This is a genomic window from Streptomyces sp. NBC_00986, from assembly GCF_045162565.1.
In the GTDB taxonomy this organism is placed as follows: domain Bacteria; phylum Actinomycetota; class Actinomycetes; order Streptomycetales; family Streptomycetaceae; genus Streptomyces.
The window spans coordinates 10505766-10523588 of sequence record NZ_CP108733.1 but is presented as its reverse complement, the minus strand read 5'-3'; the positions used below and the strand labels follow the sequence as shown (position 1 = coordinate 10523588).

General features: G+C 70.9%; 14 protein-coding genes. 3 read left to right on the top strand and 11 right to left on the bottom strand.

Annotated elements, in window-relative coordinates; translation table 11 throughout:
- Positions 1–177: 177 nt before the first annotated feature.
- A complete protein-coding gene (gene dacB / locus OG504_RS47425) occupies positions 178–1512 on the top strand; it encodes a D-alanyl-D-alanine carboxypeptidase/D-alanyl-D-alanine-endopeptidase (protein WP_405996603.1) in 1335 nt (444 codons plus the stop codon).
- A 219-nt stretch (positions 1513–1731) separates the two neighbouring features.
- Positions 1732–2019 carry a DUF6355 family natural product biosynthesis protein gene (locus OG504_RS47420; RefSeq protein ID WP_405995369.1) on the top strand — a complete coding sequence of 96 codons (288 nt, stop codon included), beginning with the start codon at positions 1732–1734 and terminating at the stop codon, positions 2017–2019.
- A 40-nt stretch (positions 2020–2059) separates the two neighbouring features.
- On the opposite strand, the gene OG504_RS47415 is transcribed toward OG504_RS47420, so the two are convergent.
- Positions 2060–3058 (bottom strand): Ig-like domain-containing protein, encoded by a 999-nt coding sequence (locus tag OG504_RS47415; protein WP_405995368.1) that lies wholly within the window; start codon positions 3056–3058, stop codon positions 2060–2062.
- 696 nt (positions 3059–3754) lie between these two features.
- Complete coding sequence (locus tag OG504_RS47410; RefSeq protein WP_405995367.1) at positions 3755–4879, bottom strand: NAD(P)/FAD-dependent oxidoreductase; 1125 nt, start codon at positions 4877–4879, stop codon at positions 3755–3757.
- Positions 4880–5096: 217 nt separating this feature from the next.
- On the opposite strand from OG504_RS47410, the gene OG504_RS47405 reads away from it, so the two are divergent.
- Positions 5097–6197 carry a hypothetical protein gene (locus tag OG504_RS47405; RefSeq protein WP_405995366.1) on the top strand — a complete coding sequence of 367 codons (1101 nt, stop codon included), beginning with the start codon at positions 5097–5099 and terminating at the stop codon, positions 6195–6197.
- A 46-nt stretch (positions 6198–6243) separates the two neighbouring features.
- On the opposite strand, the gene OG504_RS47400 is transcribed toward OG504_RS47405, so the two are convergent.
- The 9 genes from OG504_RS47400 to OG504_RS47360 all read right to left on the bottom strand — a co-directional run bounded on the left by OG504_RS47400 (position 6244) and on the right by OG504_RS47360 (position 17716).
- A complete protein-coding gene (locus tag OG504_RS47400; protein WP_405995365.1) occupies positions 6244–7494 on the bottom strand; it encodes a hypothetical protein in 1251 nt (416 codons plus the stop codon).
- A gap of 224 nt (positions 7495–7718) precedes the next feature.
- The gene (locus tag OG504_RS47395; protein ID WP_405995364.1) at positions 7719–8954 is read right to left on the bottom strand and encodes a beta-ketoacyl-[acyl-carrier-protein] synthase family protein; all 1236 of its coding nucleotides are present in this window, start codon (positions 8952–8954) and stop codon (positions 7719–7721) included.
- Positions 8951–9190 (bottom strand): acyl carrier protein, encoded by a 240-nt coding sequence (locus tag OG504_RS47390; protein ID WP_405995363.1) that lies wholly within the window; start codon positions 9188–9190, stop codon positions 8951–8953. The genes OG504_RS47395 and OG504_RS47390 overlap by 4 nt, the downstream gene beginning before the upstream one ends.
- Entirely contained in the window at positions 9163–10236 is a 1074-nt protein-coding gene (locus tag OG504_RS47385) for a beta-ketoacyl-ACP synthase III (RefSeq protein WP_405995362.1), read from the bottom strand. The genes OG504_RS47390 and OG504_RS47385 overlap by 28 nt, the downstream gene beginning before the upstream one ends.
- Complete coding sequence (locus tag OG504_RS47380) at positions 10233–12104, bottom strand: acyl-CoA dehydrogenase (RefSeq protein ID WP_405995361.1); 1872 nt, start codon at positions 12102–12104, stop codon at positions 10233–10235. The genes OG504_RS47385 and OG504_RS47380 overlap by 4 nt, the downstream gene beginning before the upstream one ends.
- Complete coding sequence (locus OG504_RS47375) at positions 12101–12877, bottom strand: AfsA-related hotdog domain-containing protein (protein ID WP_405995360.1); 777 nt, start codon at positions 12875–12877, stop codon at positions 12101–12103. The genes OG504_RS47380 and OG504_RS47375 overlap by 4 nt, the downstream gene beginning before the upstream one ends.
- Positions 12878–12927: 50 nt before the next feature.
- A complete protein-coding gene (locus OG504_RS47370) occupies positions 12928–13725 on the bottom strand; it encodes an SDR family NAD(P)-dependent oxidoreductase (protein WP_405996602.1) in 798 nt (265 codons plus the stop codon).
- A 116-nt stretch (positions 13726–13841) separates the two neighbouring features.
- Positions 13842–15176 carry a beta-ketoacyl-ACP synthase 3 gene (locus tag OG504_RS47365; RefSeq protein WP_405995359.1) on the bottom strand — a complete coding sequence of 445 codons (1335 nt, stop codon included), beginning with the start codon at positions 15174–15176 and terminating at the stop codon, positions 13842–13844.
- Positions 15177–15694: 518 nt separating this feature from the next.
- Complete coding sequence (locus OG504_RS47360; protein WP_405995358.1) at positions 15695–17716, bottom strand: APC family permease; 2022 nt, start codon at positions 17714–17716, stop codon at positions 15695–15697.
- Positions 17717–17823: the final 107 nt, after the last annotated feature.

Below are 17823 nucleotides of genomic sequence, written 5' to 3'. Positions count from 1 at the left end.
ACGCGGACGCACCGGACGCGTCCCGCACTGTCGCGTGCCCCCGGAGGGCGCTTCGATGTGCGACGCGGGGACGGCATCGGCCGATCACCCGGCGGCGGGCCACTCGGAGCTGTTAGTTTCCTTTGCGTGATCCACTGGATCCTGTCCCCCACTCACACACCCCGCGGCGAGGCCTTCATGCCCAACTCCCCCTCCGTAGACGGCATCAGCGGACGCCACCGCAGGAGCAGACACCTCAGTCCGGCACTCCGCCGCGCCGCCGTCATCACGGTGGCCGCTCCTGTCGCCGGCACGATCCTGTTCGGCGGCTCCGCCTTCGCCGCCGGGCAGACCGTCGGCAAGACCACCGCCGCGACGCTCGACCCGGCGGAGCAGAAGATCGCGGACAACCTCAACACCCGTGTCCAGGACACCCGGTTGGGCAGCACGTTCAGCGGTGTCGTCATCGACTCCACGTCCGACACCCCTATCTGGGGCCACGACGCGACGACGGCACTGATGCCCGCGTCCAACACCAAACTCGGCACGTCCACGGCCGCGTTGACGATCCTCGGCCCCGATCACCGCTTCACCACGAAGGTCGTCTACGACAAGGGCACCCTCACCCTGGTCGGAGGCGGGGACCGCACCCTGACCACCGCCGACCTGACCGCGATGGCCACAACTGCCGTGGCGGGCCTGAAGAACGCGGGCCTGACCACGGTGAAGGTGACGGTGGACGACAGCCTCTTCCCCGCGCCCACGCTCGCGACGGGCTGGAACGACGGGTACTACCCCGACTCCATAGCTCCCGTACGGGCGTTGGTGGTCGACGGCCGCCACGTCACGGACACGTCGCTGGACGCCGGCCAGATCTTCGCGAAGCTCCTCGCCCGGCAGGGCGTCACCGTCACCGGAAGTGTCACCCACGCCGCCGCCGGCTCCACAGCTGTCCCGGTGGCCCAGCACGAGTCCGGCACACTGTCGTCCATCGTGGAGCACATGCTCAAGGTGAGTGACAACGATATCGCCGAGACCCTGCTCCGGATGACCGCGCTGGCCGCCGGCCGCCCGGCCACCTTCGAGGACGGCACGGCCGTCGTACGCCAAGTCCTCACCCAGTACGGCATATCGCTGGCCAACTTCGAGATCCACGACGGCAGCGGCCTCTCCCGCTCCAACCGCATTCCGGCCCAGACGATCGCCGACATCCTCGACCTGGCCGACGACCCCGCCAACGCCCCGACCCTGAAGTACATCGTGGACGGCCTCCCCGTCGCGGGCGAGGCGGGCTCGACCCTGGGCCCCGAGTGGGGCCGCTTCGACACGGCGGACTCCCAGTGCGCGGTCGGCAAGGTCAGCGCCAAGACGGGCACGCTCACGGGCGCGATCGCCCTGAGCGGCCTCACGAAGGCCGATGACGGCCGCTGGAAGGTCTTCTCCTTCATCGAGAACAACTCCACGGCCGCACCGGACGCCACGAAGGACGCCCTCGACGGGCTCGCGGCCACGGTCAACGGCTGCTGGGCGTAACCGCCAGGCACAGCCCACGCTCGGTTCCGGTCATCGGCGGCCCATGCGCTCCCGGTGCCGGAACCATCCGATCGACGGAGCGACAAATCGATTCGCCGGGTGAACGCGGCGGCATACGACCGGCCGCGCAGGTCAGTGCGGCAATCCTGGAACGGCTGTCGGCCCGCTCGACAGCGACAGCCCTTCCAGGACTGCCCCTTCGCTGACCAAGGAGTTCCTTTGCGTTTTCGTCGTACGGTGCTCAGCGCCCTCGGTTCCGCCGCCCTCGTGCTGAGCTCGCTCGGTGCGGTGGCCGCCGCGAGTCCCGCGGCGGCCACCCCTTGCGGTTTCTACGAGACCGGGTCCGACGCCTTCTACCGCCACTGCACGACCGACGGTTCGCGGGTCGTCATCAAGGTCGAGGTCGCCCGGGCGCGCGACTACGAGCGGTGCGTCGCGCGCGGTACGACCTGGCTGGGCTCCGCCCGCAAGATCCAGGGCGCCCACTACGCCGGGCGCACCTGCTGACACCGGCCGTCGTACTGCCCGGCGGTGTCACCGCGGCGCGTCACAGCGCCGCGGTCGTCCCCTCGCCGGAGCCGCTGCCCGCGAGCCACTGGTCCCAGCCGAGGTTGAAGTCGGCGTAGCCGTTGTCGGCCGGGGCCTTCCCGCGGGGCGATCCGGTGATGGTGATGGGGTCGCCCTGCTTGACCTGACCGTAGAACCACTTGGCGTCCGACAGGGACAGGTGGACGCAGCCGTGCGAGCCGCGGGCGCTGCCGCTGCCCGGGTTCGGGTCGCCGGTCGAGTAGTGCACGTAGGTGCCGGACTGGGTGAGGTGGATGTCCCAGGGCAGGGTCAGGTCGTAGTAGTTGGGGCTGCCCTTGTCGCAGCTGATGCCGACGCTGCAGGAGGTCATGTGGACCTTCTCCTGCTTGTCGATGACGGCCATCGTGCCGTCCCAGGTCGGGTACTCGGCGCTGCCCGCGTTGATCGACAGAGTGCGCACCGTCGAGCCGTTCTTGGTCACCTTCATGGTGTGGTTGGTGACGGAGACGTCCGCGCGGACGTCGTCGCCGACCTTGAAGGTGTGCGTGTAACTGTGCACGCCGTAGCGGCCGTTGCCGTTGCTGACGCCCTTCATGTCGGCGTCGATCTTCACCGTCGTGCCGGAGGGCCAGTACGTCTTCGGGCGCCAGTCGACGCGCTTGTCGCCCATCCAGTGCCAGGCACCGACGACCGACTGCGAAGCGCTGACCTTCATGTGCTTCTCGACCGTGGCCCGCGCCTTGGACGCCACCGGGTTCGTGAAGATCACCGAGATCGGCATGGCCACGCCGACCGTGGTTCCCGTCTGCGGGGTGATCGTGTCCAGCAGCATCGGCGGGCCCAGAGGCTTCGTCGGCGACGGAGAGGCGCTCGTGCTCGCCTTGCCCGACGCCTTCGCGTCGTCGCCGCTCGCCTTGTCGCTGCCACCCCCGCCACAGGCACTCGCGCCCACCAGCACCGCACCCGTGACGAGTGCGATCCCTATGCTGCCCTTGCGCCGTCCCACGACTTGCCCCACTCTCTAGCTCCTCGACCTCGGCCCCGACGGGCCCGACTCATTGTCAGACAGCGACAGAGGGGGCCTCAGTTGCGTGCGTCGTGCAAAGCGTGTCTCAAGATTCGGTACGCACCGAGTGATCGATGACGACGAGTGCCCGGAGTCCCCGGCTGCCGCACCCCGCCCTGGCGCCTACCACGAAAAGGCCGAGGTATGCCGAACCCGAGCACCGGTTCGAGTTCGGCGGAGCCGCTACGGTGACAGAGGGGATGAAACCGGGGGCATGCAGGACTTCGACGAACCGTTCGACAACACCACGGTGTTCCACCTGCCGGGCTGAACGGTCGGGAGCGCGGTGTTCCCCTTCTGGCCCGGAAGACCGAGCAGGGTACGGGCCGACGCGACGAGCGCACGACCACTGGCGCCCGGGACGGTACTGCCCGCCGCGAGCGCGTCCTCGGCGCGCGGCACGGAGTGGGGCTTCTTGACAGACCCGACGGTCTCCTCCCTGTTGTTCGGCTTCATCGCCGGCGTGTGGTGGACCCTCTGGCTCGCCCGCGCGATGGCCCCCGAATCGCTCGTCACCGCCCTGTACTTGATCGTCCGTGAGCGCCGAGCGGCCAAGGTGTTCTGGTACGACGCCCCGACGCCCGAGAGAGAGCCCGCAGGCGACGATCGCCGCGACGCGTCACGTCGACACCGGGTGCACACGGGCTCTCACCGAGGGAACCGCTCCGGCCGGAAGTCCGCGAGCAACTCCTCCCTCTCCCCGTCGAGGATCTCGGCAGCGAGCAGGCGGCCGATCACCGGCCCGAGCGTGATGCCGCTGTGGGAGACGGCCTCGTAGTAGCCCGGCACGGAGGGCACCGCTCCCACCGAGGGGAAACCGTCGGCCGGGATCGGCCGGTGCGCCACCTGTCCTTGGGCGATGCGGGAGTCGGCGAGGTCGGGAACGACACTGCGCGCCAACTCGTGGAGCAGCCGAGCGAGTTCCGCCGGTTCTTCACCCGTGTCGATGAGCGCGTCGGTCTCACGGCTGTGGAGGACCATCGACGCGTCTCCGTCCGGACGCATCTCGATGTGCGGCGCGTGCATGGCCCGGTGGATCGGGACCCGCGCACAGTCGATCCGGGTGACGACGCCGGGTTCCCTGCGCATGGGCAGCTGCCGTGCGACGAGCCCGGCGACATGGGAGGCGCCCGGGCCCGCCGCGTTCACGACGATGTCCACGTCGAGACGGCTGCCGTCGGAGAGCGCGACGGTCCGGACGCTCCCGTCGGGACCGGTCCCGATGTCACGGACCGTGGTGCCGGACCGTAACTCACCGCCCCCTGCGACGACTTGGCCGACCAGGCGGTCGACGAGGTGACGTCCGTGCACCCAGGCCTCGCCGGGGTAGAGCACCACGGGAACCTCGTCGGGCAGCGCGAGAGCTGGTTCGAGGCGGCGGCGCACCTCGGCCCCCGTGGACACCTCGACCCGGTAGCCCCAACTCCCCAGCAGCTCAGCGGTTTTCAGAAACTGCGCCTCCGCCGCGGGATCGTCCGCCCAGCGCAGATGCCCGCTGGGATACCACCAGGTGTCCGCCCCGATCGTCCGCGCGAGCTCACGGTGCGCCGCCATGCCCGCGACGTTCAGGTCGAAGTAGGACCTGGTCACTGTCTTGTTGCTGGCGTTGACCCACGAGAAGGACCAGTTGGTGACGCCTTCGCCCGGCCGGCCCGCGTCGATGAGGACCACCTCGGCGCCGCGCCGGGCCAGGTTCCAGCCCACGCAGGCTCCGAGGACGCCCGTGCCGACGACGGCGACGCGTCGAGACCGCTTCCCGGACTCGCTCCTCACGAGCGCCCCCTTTTCGGATCACGATCGAACTCAACTCCCTTTCCCAGCATGCAAGACGGGGAACGGTGAGCACTATGAGCGGGCCCGGAAAAGGCTCCGGAATCGACGGCCGAAGTGGTAGATACGGCGGAAGCGGCAGCAGCGGTGCCGCGTACGTGCCGGTATCGATACCTTCCGTACCTACTGGCGATCACCCGGGCCCGGCACAATCCCCCGTGTGACGATCACCCAGGGCGCACCGCCGCCCACGCGCAACACTCCCGTCGCTCTCGCCCGAGGGATTCTGACGGGCGGTGTGATCGGCGCGTCGTTGGCCGCCTTCGTCGTCGGCTGTGTCATCGAGAGCGTGCCGCTGTGCGTGACGGGCGTGGTCCTGCCCGCGGTCTACGGTCTGCTCTTCTTCATCGCCGGTGTGCCGAGGCGCGCCCGGGAGGCGGCGATCCCGCCCCGCACCGCTCTCGCGCGGATCGAGACCCTGAAGGCCGTCGGGGGCGAGGCGACGAGCGACGTGGCGGTCCGCTTCGACGTCACGGTCGCCCCGGACGACGACATACCGGCGTACCGCGTCGAGTTCACGCAGCACATCAACCTCGCGGACCTGCCCGACTACCGCCCGGGCGGCGTCGTGGTGGTCCAGTATCCGCCGGACCGGCTGTGGAAGGTCCGGATCGTGAAACGGCCGACACCGGAGTGGGAGAAGCGGGCGGCCGGCGCCCGCCTCGATTCAGCACCTGGTCCGGCCGTGGTGAAAGAGCCCTCCGAAGGGTGTGCCGCCGGTTTCGTCACGTTGCTCGCGCTGCTGCTCGCCGCGGCCGGTGTGATCCTGCTGTTCCGCGCCGACCTGTTCGACAAGGACACCTCCGCGCAGCCGCACTCCTCCGCCGAGCCCTCCGTCTCCTCCACGTCGTCGACCACGGTCGTGTCGTCGGCGTCCGGCACGGTCACCCTCGGCCCCGGCCAGTCGTTCCTCGACAAGGGCGAACTGCCCCGGGCCGTCGGCTCGTTGACCAAGGGCAAGAACACCGGCCAGGCGCTCACCGTCGTCGTACAAGAACGCCTGCTGTCGGTCGTGTTCGCCCCCTCCGGCTCGCAGGCCCCGCACTTCGACCCGGGTTCCGTCCCCTACGAACGCTTCCCCGCCCTGGTCGAGGAGGCCAGGTCCACCCTCGGCATCCGTTCCCCGCAGACCTGGCGGATCACCTCCGACCGCCTCACCGGTTCCCTCACCGTCCGAGTCGGCGTGACCGGCTCCGACGGCACGGCCTCACTGGAGGCGAACGGCAAGGGCGAGGTCGTAAGGCGTACTCCGGCCCGCTGACAGCGCGGCGGAGTACGCGGCAGGGGCCCCTCCCGACCGCCGCCCGCTATACAGCTCTCCGGCCGCCGCCGAACCGCAGCAGCGAACGCCCCAGGTCCTGCTTCCGTCGCGTGACCGCCGCCGACCGCAGACCATCGCCGTCCTCACTCAACTCCCGTTCCAGGGAACGTGTTTCGTCCACACGCCCCAGCCGCAGGAGTACGTCCGCCAGGCGCAGCCGGGTCAGTGCGGTGCCCCGGCGATCAGCCAAGGCGCGGGCTGCCAGCGCGTGTTCGAAGGCGGGCAGCGCCTCCGCGGGCTCGCACAACGCCAACAGGGCCTCGCCGCGCTGGAATTCGAAGTCGGCGCGCGCGTAGGTCTCGAACGGGTGCCGCCCGGCCTCGTCCAGGCCCACGCCAGCCTCGGCCTCGGAGAGTGCGCGCAACGCGTCCCCGCGCTCGCCGCGGCTCGCGGCTGTCACCGCCAACTGGGCCTGGGCGAAGGCCCGTACGGCGCGAGGGGTGTCGTGCGCGATCCGGACGGCGGCGCGGGCGACCTCGTCGGCGATCCGCAGCTGGCCCAGGCCGTACGCCTGCACGCTCAGGGTCCGCAGGGCGATCACGGTCAACTCCCGGTTCCCGGCCGTGAGCGCCAGTTCCCGTGCCGCCAGGTAGCAGTGCTGGGCCTCACCGTTGCGCAGGTCGTCCGCGTACATACGGCCCAGGACGAGGGCGAGCTGTGACGCCTCGGCGTACCGCTCCCGCCGTAACTCGCCCCGCACTCCGCGCAGTTGACCGGCCACCGCCTCGGTCAAGTACGTACGCAGGGTGCCGCGCGCGAATCCGCCGCCCCGCGCCTGAAGGGTCTGGGTAAAGAACAAGGATGCCGGGCTCCTCATGTACGGCGTCCGCACCATCCTGGCCACCGTGCCCGTGCCCGGGGCCCGGCTCACCGGACGGGTCCGTGCGGGACGGTAGGGAACCCGGCCGGACAACTCGTGGAGCAGACCGACGAGGTCGTTGGCGTCCGCGGGTGCCAACTGCGGGAAGATGACCGGGTCTTGGTCGGCGAAGCCCGCCTCCTCGGCCGTGACGACTCGGCCGCAGCGCCGGCCGAGTGCCTCGCAGGCGAACGGCTGCACGCGTGGCATCGGATGACTTCCCGTCAGCCAGTGGGCCACCGTGGTCCGGTCGTACCGCAGGACCAGCCCCGACTCGGCCGCCACCGCGTTCACCGCCCGCGCCAGGCCGCCCTGGGTCCAGTCCGTCTCCTCTATCAGCGCGCGCAGCCGGGTATTGGGAATGCGCGTTCGCGCCATCCGCGTCTCCTGTCGCGAGCCGGGTCGTACGGACGTATCGGCCGGAGAACGGGATAGCCCGTTCGGCGGCTCCACGTCGCGCCTCGACCCAGCCGAAAGATATTGATCATTACCCTTCGCTCAATTCCCGACCCACCGTTTCCAGATCATCGACCAGCTCATTGAGGGGCGCGATCACTGTGATTGATCCGTTCGACATGCACTACGCCGAACCCGCCCACCACTCAGGCCGGCCGGAGGGCCAGCACCGCGTTCTGCCCGCCGAAGCCGAACGAGTTGCTGAGCGCCAGGGAGACCTTGCCGGTTCTGGCCGTGCCGCTCACCAGGTCCAACTCGGCTTCGTCGAGCGGGTGGTGGAGGTTGGCCGTGGGCGGGGTGGTCGCGTGGAAGACCGTCAGGGCGGCGAGCGCGGCCTCGATCGCCCCGGCGGCGCCCATGGTGTGGCCGGTGACGCCCTTCGTCGCGGTCACGGACGGGCAGCCGCTCAACAGCCGTTCGATCAGCGCTCCTTCGGCCCGGTCGTTCAACTGGGTGCTGGTTCCATGGGCGTTGACATGGTCGACGTCCGCGGGTGAGGCGTTGGCGTCCAACAGCGCGCGGTGCAGGGCGAGTTCGGCGCCCGCTCCCCGCGGGTGGGGCGCCGTCTGGTGGTGGGCGTCGGCGGACGCGCCGTGACCCGCGAGTGTGGCGTAGCGCCGGACGCGGCGGGCGGTGGCGTCGGGGGCGCGTTCGAGGACGAGGACGCCCGCGCCCTCGGCCAGGACGAATCCGTCGCGGTCCGTGTCGAAGGGGCGGGAGGCCGTCGCCGGGTCCTCGGCGCGTCGGGAGAGGGCTCCCATCCGGGCGAAGGCCGCCGAACAGAGCCGGGTCACCATGGCGTCGGCGCCGCCCGCCAGCGCGATGTCGCAGGCGTCCGAGCGGAGCAGGTCCACGGCGGTGCCGATCGCCGTGGCACCCGAGGCGCAGGCCGTGCTGGTGTGCATGTTCGGCCCGCGGGTGCGCAGGTCGACGGCTATGTGGCCGGCCGCCATGTTGGGCAGGAACATGGGCAGCGTGAGCGGGGAGACCAGGCCCGGCCCCCGTTCTCGCAACCGGTCCTGCTGGGCTTCGAGGGTGGCGATACCGCCGGCGGCCGAGCCCATGACCACGGCGACCCGGTCGCCGTCCCAGGTCTCCGGCGCCAGCCCGGCGTCGACGACCGCCTCCCGGGCCGCCGCGAGGGCGAGGAGCGTGTAGCGGTCGACGCGCCAGTGCGGCACTCCCGGCACCAGGGCGGCCGGGTCGAAGGCGGGAACCCGGCAGGAGAAGCCAACTGGCAGCCCTTCGAGTTCCGGGTCGTCCGTGGCCGTGGGGCGGCCCGAGCAGACGCGTTCCCAGGTCCGCTCGCGCCCGATGCCCGCCGGGGTGACCAGACCGATCCCGGTCACCACAACTTCCGGCCGGCCGCCGGAAGTTGTCACGACTCCGCCTTGAGCTTCTCGACCAGGTCGACGGTCTCCTGCACGGTGAGGGTGCCCACCGCCTCGGAGTCCTCCAGCGGTATCGCCCACTCCTCCTGGAGGGTCAGGAACAGTTCCATCACGGCGAGGGAGTCGAGGCCGAGTTCGTCGTAGGAGATGTCAGGTCGGACGATGCCGGCGGGTACCTCGAACTTGCCGCTCAGGGTGGTCACGAGGTGGTCGTAGACGGCAGACATGAGTCGAACTCCTTGTGGGTGGGGCGGGATTGGGGTGTGTGCCGTACGGGTTTCGCCTCGGGCCACGTCATGGCGACGGAGCCCCAGGTAAGGCCGCCGCCGAAGGCGGTGAGCAGGGTGCGGGCGCCTGGCCGTACGGCGCCGCGGGCGGCGGTGTCGGCGAGGGCGAGGGGAAGCGAGGCCGCCGCGGTGTTGCCGACCTCGCGGAGGTTTCCGTGACAGCGGTCCGGCGGGATGCCCAGCCGGTCGGCCACGGAGTCGAGGATGCGCTGGTTGGCCTGGTGCGCGACGAAGGCGGCGACGGAGTCGGCGGTCCAGCCGGCCCGGTCGAGGACCGTGCGCGAGGAGGCCGCCATCTGTCGTACGGCCCGGGCGTACACTTCCCGGCCGCGCATACGGAAGTAGCGTTCCTCGCGCGGCAGTTGGTCGGTGTACGGCAAACGGGAGCCGCCCGCGGGGATCGTGATGAGGTCGCTGCCCGTGCCGTCGCTGCCGAGGTCGAAGTGGACCAGGGCTCCGGGGTCACGTCGTTGTCCTCGCGTCAGGTACGCGGCGCCCGCGCCGTCGCCGAAGATGACGGCGGTCTCGCGGTCGCGCGGGTCCACGATCGTCGAGTACGTCTCGGCCGCGACGAGCAGCACGCTGTCGTACGCGCCCGCCATGAGCAGCGCCGAGGCGACTGCGGCCGCGTAGACGAAGCCCGAGCAGACGGCCGCGAGGTCGAACGCCGGTGTGCCGGTCATGCCGAGCCGGGCGGCCAACTCCGGTGCGGTGGCCGGGCATCGGCGGTCGGGGGTGGTGGTCGCCAGGATCAGCAGACCGGCGTCGTGCGCGCCGGCCGACTCCAGTGCGCCACGGGCGGCGGCCACCGCCAGATCCCCGGTCGAGGTGCCCGGGCGGACGCGATGGCGGCTCTCGATTCCGGTACGGCCGCGGATCCACGCGTCCGATGTGTCCAGGCCTTCGCGCACCAGTTGTTCGTTGGTGATCCGGTCGGGTGGCAGGGCCGCCCCCAGCCCGGTGATCACCGCGGCCATGACGCTCATGTCGTCGGCCCGCCGCTCGCGAACAGGGCCGCCACGACGTCCTGTTCGGCCATCGGAGCCCTCAACCGCGCATCCGGCGGCGCGCATCCGTCCAGGAGAACGGCGAGATGAGGATGTACGGCGTCCAGGGCACGGTCGCGGGCCCGGTGCACGCGGAGGGCGTCCGAGGAGGTGAGCGATCCGCTCTCCAGGTGCCAACTCAGGGTCTGTTCCAGCGACTTCATGGCGTACAGGGCGTGGAGGGCGTGCAGCGCCGGGAGGTGGGGTGCCTGATCGGTGTCGGTGGGGGTGGACTCGGCCTCGATGACCGCCGCCGCGAACGCCTCCAGCAGCAGGCGCTGTTGGTGTGCGTCGGCGAGCGTGACGAGGTCGGGGAGCAGGGGGTTCCAGGTCTCGAAGGCGGTCTTCTCCTCCACGGGGACGCCTTCGACACGGCCGCGCAGTTCGGTGAGGAGGCCGCGCTCACGGAGGAGTGCCAACGCCAACACCCCACCAGGGGAGATCAGTTCACCCACCTCTGCCGGAGCCGGGACGGTGTGTGTGAGGTCCTCCACGAGCTGCTTCCCCGCGTCCAGCCGGATGAGGAGGTTGTCGCCTGCGGCGGCCTGGTACACCTGCGCCAGGCCCTCGTACCCAAGGAGCCGGTTGACGGTCAACAGGCCCTGGGCGCCCGCCCGTTCGCGGCAGACTCCGGCCGCGTTCTGCAGGATGCGGGTCGCTGCCACCTTGGTCAGGGCCTGTTCGCGGCTGACCGAGGCCCAGGGTGCCCATACCGGGCGATGCGCCGCGGAGAGGTCCGTGGGCGCGCTGCGCTGTCGTACGTACTGTGCCTTGATCCGTGCGACGAGGAAGCTGCACGCGTACACCTCGGCGAGGACGGTGTAGAGGGCGTCCTGCTGGGTGCGGTAGTCCAGGACGGGGAGGTCGGTGCGCAACCGGCCCATGGTCAGGCGGTGTTGGCTGTGGCGGATGCCGATGGTGACGGCTGCGCGGGCGGCCGCGGTGAGGGCGGCCGCGGCGCCGGTTGAGGCGTTGGAGGAGACCGAGAGGGAGCGCACCAGGCGTCGGTCCGGGTCGCCGAGGGGGTCGGAGAACTCGCCGTCGGGCGCGATGGAGGCGTCGTCGCGGAGCCAACCGTCGTAGGGGACACGGGTGTTGTCGAAGGTGACGAGGGCGTAGTTCAGCGGGACCGAGGTGGTCTCGGGGAGTTCGGTGATGTGGATGCCGTCCGTGATGCGGTCGGCGTCGCGGACGCGGACCGCGAAGGGGAACACCCCGCGCTCCTGGCCGGCGAGGAGAAGGCGGGCGTAGACGATGGCCATGTGGGCACGGCCCATGCCGGCGACGTGGGACATGAACTTGGCCGCGGTGGGGTCGGGGGTCCGTAGGGTGAACTCCCTTGTGGCGGGGTCGAATCGGGCCTCGGTGCGGGTGGCGAGGTGACTGTTGCCGCGGCCGACCTCGGTGATCATGATGGAGCCGAAGGTCTCGTGCCGGTCGACCTCATCTATCAGCGGGTCCAAGTAGGGTCCTGGCCTGCCGAGTTCGGTCATGGCCGCGACGCACACCGCGTACTGCACGGTGCCCGCGAGGAAGAGGGGCGGGTCGACGGTGGCAGACCATTCCAGTACGGCGAGGAGTCGGGCCGGGTCGTGCTGCAGCGCGTTCGCTCCGCCCACCCACTCCCCCAGGGCGCGCAGCCGGTCGTAGGTCCGGCTGTGGCGTTCGGGGCCGCAGGGTGGTGCGGACCGTTTGAACGGCGGGGTGTCGAGCAGGCCGTCCAGGGCGTCGGCGTCCGGCCGGGTGTCGCCGTGGAGGAGTCGCCGGAGCGGGTGGGCGGTGGCGGTGGCCGCCTGGTCGGTGGTCATGCGGCGGGGGCGGCGCGCAGCAGGGTGCGCCGGGCCTGGCCGTCCTCGATGGCGAAGACGAGGGCGGGGCGGAAGGCGTGCAGGTCGATGCGGACCCGGCTGCAGTCCTGGCCGGCCTGTCGGACCCGTACCTCGGCGCTGAGGGGGATCTTGTCGTCCTCGGCCGGGCCGGTGCGGGTGAACGTGCCGGTGAGGAGGGTGGGCAACGGGAACACGAACCGGCTGAACTCGAAGGCGCTGGCGTGCATCACGGCGTAGTAGGGGGGATGCCCGGCGGGTGGGAGCCAGATCTCCGACACCGCCCAGGTGACGAGTTGGATCGACGCCTCGATGAGGAGCATGCCGGGTACGTGCTGCTGGTCGGCGGTGTGGTCCCTGAGCATCTCGGTGTCGTTGACGACGGCCAACTGCGCCTGGAACGCGTCGCCTTCGACGTGTGCGTCGCCGATGAGGACGTTGTCGCGGCTGTGCTTGAGGACGCTGTGCCGGGGCACGGCGGCCGGCGGCCGGCCCTCGGGGAGTACGGCCGCGCCGTAGGCCTTGAGGAGTTCGGAGGTGAGGTCGCTCCACTCGGTGTCGTCGACCCCGAGTCCGGGGCGGATGCGCAACGGACTGTCCTGATCCGGGGGTTGATGGCGCAGTCGGTCGCGGAGTTGGGCCGCCGTGGTGAAGTCCGGCTGGACACTGGCGTGTTGGAAGGACTCCCCCACCACCCACTGGTGAAGGGACTCGTCGTCGTTCATCTCTGACGTGGGCGTCTGATCGTCCGTCATCTGTCGCTCCTGCTCTTGCAGTTGGGGTCCCGGACGGGGCGCGTAGGGGGTCAGGCGGCGAAGGGCGAGGCGGGCTTGGGGATGCCGGCGAGGCCGCCGTCGGGGACCGACACCCCGCCGTCGCAGACCAGGGCGTGTCCGGTGACGGACGAGGCGGCGGGCGCGGCCAGGAAGAGCGCGGCGGCGGCGACCTCCGTGGGAGTGAGCCAACGGCCTTGCGGCACATGGCTCATGAGCCAGTCCGAGAGTGGCGCGTGCTGCTGCATCGGCTCGGTCATGTCGGTGCGCACCCAGCCGGGGCACAACGCGTTGACCCGGATGCCCTGCCGGGCCCAGCCGACGGACAGCGAGCGCATCAGGGAGAGTTGGGCGGCCTTGGTGACGGCGTACGCCTCCATCGCGGGCGTGGCGATGAGCCCGGCCACGGACGACACCAGGACGACGGCCGCGTTCGGGGAGGCGGCGAGATGGGGGTGGGCGGCACGGCACAGGTCGACGGTCGCCCCGATGTTGACGGCGAGCAGGGGGTCCCACTCGGCGGAGCTGCTCTCCGCGAAGGGCACCAGGTACGAGGTGCCGGTGTCGTCGGCCGGGAACGCGCTCGCGTTGTGGATGAGGATGTCGAGTCCGCCCAGCCCCGCGACCGCCTCGTCGACGAGACGTGCGGCCGTCCCGGAGTCGGCGAGGTCACCGCACGTGAGCACGGCCTGCCGCCCGAGCTTGCGCACCTCCTGCTCGGCGTCGTGCAGCGCGTCGTCGCTACGGGCCGCGAGCGCGACATCCGCCCCGGCCTCCGCACAGGCGACCGCGACGGCACGGCCGATACCCCGGGACGCGCCCGTCACCAGGACGCGGGCGCCGTCGAGACGGAAGAGGGAGGCGAGGGGGCCGAGGGCGGCGGGGTCGACTGAGTTGGCGGACTCGACGTCGGCGGAGTCGGCGACGGTGGACGAGAAGGTCTCGGTCACAACTGGGCTCCTTCGGTGCGGGGGATCGCGGTGCGAGGGGCTTGGGCACGGGGGAGTTCCGTGCCAGGGACTTCGGTACGAGGCGCTTCGGCGCGGGGTACTTCGGCGCGGGGCAATTCCGCCCAGGGCGCTTCCGTGCGAGGCGCTTCGGCACTGGGCACTTCGGTGCGAGGCGCTTCCCTGCGTGGCACTTCAACGCCGGGCGCTTCCGTGCGAGGCACTTCAACGCCGGGGACCCCAACTCCAGGCAGTTCCGCGCGAGGCACTTCGCCTCTCGGCGCTTCCGCGCGAAGCGCTTCGGTTCGGGGTGCGGGGACGGTGCCGAGCTGCTGGGCCCTGGTCCAGGTGAGGACCGTGCTCCCCCAGGTCAGGCCCGCGCCGAAGGCGGTGACGAGCACCCGGCTGCCGGTCCGCAGCCGTCCGTCGTGGTCGGCGGTGGCCAGGGCGTACGGGATGGAGGCCGCGCCGATGTTGCCGACCTCGTGCCCGACGATCACCACCCGGTCCTCGGGCACGCCGGCGTCGACCGCGGCACGCCGTAGGAGAAGGGGGTTGGGCTGGTGGGAGATCAGCAGGTCGACGTCCGTCAGGCGCAGGCCGTTGCGGTGCAGGGCGTCGCCGAGGATCTCCGGGAAGATCCGCAGAATGAAGTCCCGTACGGCCTTGCCGTCCATGTGGACCTTGTGGCGTCGGTCGGCGAGGGTCTGCGGGGAGGCGGGCAGCCGGCTGCCTCCAGCCGGGATGAGGACGTCGCCCGCCGCGGTACCGTCCGACCCCAGCCGGATCGAGGCGAACCCCTTGCCGCCCTGGACGGGCCCGAGGATCGTCGCCGCCGCTCCGTCGGCGAACAGCACCGCCGTGGCCCGGTCGGCCGGGTCGACGAAACGGGAGTAGACCTCGACGCCGACCACGGCGGCATACCGTTCGCCGGTGCCGGAACGGAGCCAGTCGTGGGCGACCCGGGCGGCGAACAGCCAGCCGGAACAGGCCGCCGCCACATCGAAGGCGACGGCCCGGTCCGCGCCCACCAGTGCCTGGACCCGGCACGCTGTCGACGGCCCCAACTCGTCGGGGGTGGAGGTGGCGAGGACGAGCAGACCGAGCGCGGAGGCCGGGAGACCGGCCGCGGTGAGGGCCTTCCGCACGGCTTCGGCGGCGAGATCGGAGGCGGCCTGAGCGGGCTCCGCGATGTGCCTACGCAGTACGCCGGTCCGCTGGACGATCCAGTCGGGGTCGACGCCGGCCGCCTCGGCGACCTCGTCGTTGGTCAGGACACGCTCCGGTAAGCACGTGCCGGTGGCGAGGACGCCGATGCTCGGCGCTGGGGACACCGTGTACCTCCACATGGCGGGCGGTGATGGCGAGTTGGCCGGTTTCCGTACGAACGGTCGGCTTCCGCCAGATTGCCCGCCGGGCACGTTGTCCATCAGGGCGCGAAGGAAGGCGTCGAAGCACTCGCGGAATTCGGTTTACACCCCCCGCGATTCCGAACACCCCAATTCACTCTGATCCACGCCGATTCACCACGGGATACCGGCCAACACCCAGGAATGTTGAGCGTGTTGAATCCTGCTTGCGCTGACTCCGGAAACCTCCAGCGTCAATTTCGGTGCCGAACTCGCATCCAGGTGTGGGCTGTTGGCCATCAGTGAGCGCCCGTCACTGAAGTTGCCAGGGTGATGTGCGCCGACTCTCCGCCTACGGACACGGCATTCAGCGAATTTCTTCTCGGGTCCCGGAATGCAGAAATTCCTGGGACACCCAGCCCATACGACGACAGCTCGACCACGCCCAACAGTTCATGCCCGGAGACGCACCACCCCCATGGGCCGCTCCGCCAGGGCTACGATCACCCGTGCGGGTCCGGCCGGTGTTCCGCACCGCCGCCGACCAGCACGCTGTACGGCAGGATCGTCACCACGACGGACGGCAGTTCCTCCAGGGCGCGGGCGATCCGTTCGGCGGTGCCGCCGTGCAGGAGGCGGCCGAGCACGGTGGTGTACGTGCGGCGGGCGATGAGCAGGGTCAGGGCGGTGCGGCCGTCGGCGGTCTCGCGGGCGGCGAGTTCGGCCAGGGCCCGTTCGAGCCGGCGGTCGGGGCAGTCGACGAGTTCCAGTGGGACATCGGTGGTGCCTACGGCCTCCCAGCGCGCCACCAGATGCCGGGCGCGGACCGCGTCGACCGCGATGTGGACGGCCCGCACCTCATCGGGCCTCAACTCGTGGGCGTAGCGCAGCGCGTGGAAGACGGCCGGGTCCACGGCGTCGACGAGGACGCACACGACATGGCGCCGACTACGTGGCCGGTCGCTCTGTCCGGCGGGCGGGAGTGACTCCACCTCGGCGGCCTCCGCGCGGTATTCACGGTTGATGCGGATCAGGGCCCACACCCCGAGCGGGAAGACCACGACGACCAGCCAGGCGCCCTCGGTGAACTTGGTGACCGCGAAGATGAGCACGACGAGCGCGGAGACGACCGCCGCCGTCGCGTTCACCGCGATCTTCCAGCGCCGGCCGGGCTCGCGACGGCGTGCGTGGTGGACGGTCAGGCCTGCGCCCGCCATGGTGAACGCGGTGAACACGCCGATGGCGTACAGCGCGACGAGCCGGTCCACGTTGGCGTCGGTCACGAGGAGCAGCGCGAGGGCGACCACGGCGAGTGTGATGATGCCGTTGGAGAAGGCCAGTCGGTGTCCGCGCCGGGTCAACTGCCGTGGCAGGAAACGGTCTTCGGCGACGAAACTGGCCAGGTAGGGAAAGCCCGTGAAGGGTGTGTTCGCACCGGTGTAGAGGATCAGCGCGGTGGCGAGCTGCACGAAGACCAGCCCCGCCGTGCCGAACATCCCGCTGCCGAAGACGAGTCGGGCCTCCTGCGCGATCACGGTCGGCGTGCCGTCGGTGTACGGGACGGCGTGGGTGAGGTGGGCGAGACCGGACACACCGAGCACGAGGACGCCCAGGACACAGCTCATGGTGACGAGCGTGCGGCGGGCGTTGCGGCCCTGCGGTTCGCGGAAGACGGAGATGCCGTTGGAGATCGCCTCCAGGCCGGTGAGCGAGGAACCGCCGTTCGCGAACGCGCGCAGCACCATGAACAGCGACGCCCCGTACAGCCACCCGTCCCCCGCCGTACCGAGCGGCACGGCACCGCGCGCGTGGACGTCGGCGTGCGGCAGATCCCCGAACGCCCAGCGGACCAGGCCCACGGCGAGCATCAGCCCGACCGCGGCCATGAACAGGTACGCGGGTACGGCGAACACCCGCCCCGCCTCCCGCAGGCCGCGCAGATTCCCGTACACCAGAATCACCACCACCCCTACGCTGACCGGGAGTTGGAGGTGGTCGAGGCCGGTCCAGCCGTCGCCTACGAGGTGGGCGAGCGAGATGAGCGCGTTCGTGCCCGCCGAGACCTGGACGGCGACCGTGACGACGTAGTCGACGAGCAGCGCCACGGCGGCGACCTGGGCGATGTCGGGGCCGAAGTTCTCGCGTGCGACGACGTAGGAGCCGCCGGCCCGCGTGTAGATCGTGACGACGTCGCTGTAGCAGAGCGTCAGCAGCACCAGGATCAGCAGGATCGCGCCCGTCACCGGCATGAGCAGTGTGAAGGCGGCGACCCCGACCACGGGCACGAGGACCCGCAGCATCTCCTCACTGCCGTAGGCCGACGAACTGATGCAGTCCGAGGCGAGCACGCCGAGCGCCGTCCGGTTGTCGAGCTTCTCGCGCTGGATGCGGCCGGTGACCAACGGCGGCCCGAGCAGCCGGCGCTTGAGGCGGTAGGCGAGCGGCTCGGGGAGGTACTCGGAGGGTGGCTGAGGCAAGGGGGAGTTGTCGAACGTGTCCGGTGCGGGTGTGGCGGGGTCGGTCATGGGGCCATCACACCCGGAGTCGTGACGGCACCTGCTGAGGATCACCCGTCAGGCTCGTGAACTGCACCCGGCCGGGCGGACGGTGGCCTCACAACAGCGGACCCTCG

Bases quoted from the DNA above. Each gene is read 5' to 3' on its own strand.
- OG504_RS47385 (WP_405995362.1), bottom strand. From the start codon at position 10,236: ATGAGCGTCATGGCCGCGGTGATCACCGGGCTGGGGGCGGCCCTGCCA.
- OG504_RS47380 (WP_405995361.1), bottom strand. From the start codon at position 12,104: ATGACCACCGACCAGGCGGCCACCGCCACCGCCCACCCGCTCCGGCGA.
- OG504_RS47375 (WP_405995360.1), bottom strand. From the start codon at position 12,877: ATGACGGACGATCAGACGCCCACGTCAGAGATGAACGACGACGAGTCC.
- dacB (WP_405996603.1), top strand. From the start codon at position 178: ATGCCCAACTCCCCCTCCGTAGACGGCATCAGCGGACGCCACCGCAGG.
- OG504_RS47390 (WP_405995363.1), bottom strand. From the start codon at position 9,190: ATGTCTGCCGTCTACGACCACCTCGTGACCACCCTGAGCGGCAAGTTC.
- OG504_RS47360 (WP_405995358.1), bottom strand. From the start codon at position 17,716: ATGACCGACCCCGCCACACCCGCACCGGACACGTTCGACAACTCCCCC.
- OG504_RS47400 (WP_405995365.1), bottom strand. From the start codon at position 7,494: ATGGCGCGAACGCGCATTCCCAATACCCGGCTGCGCGCGCTGATAGAG.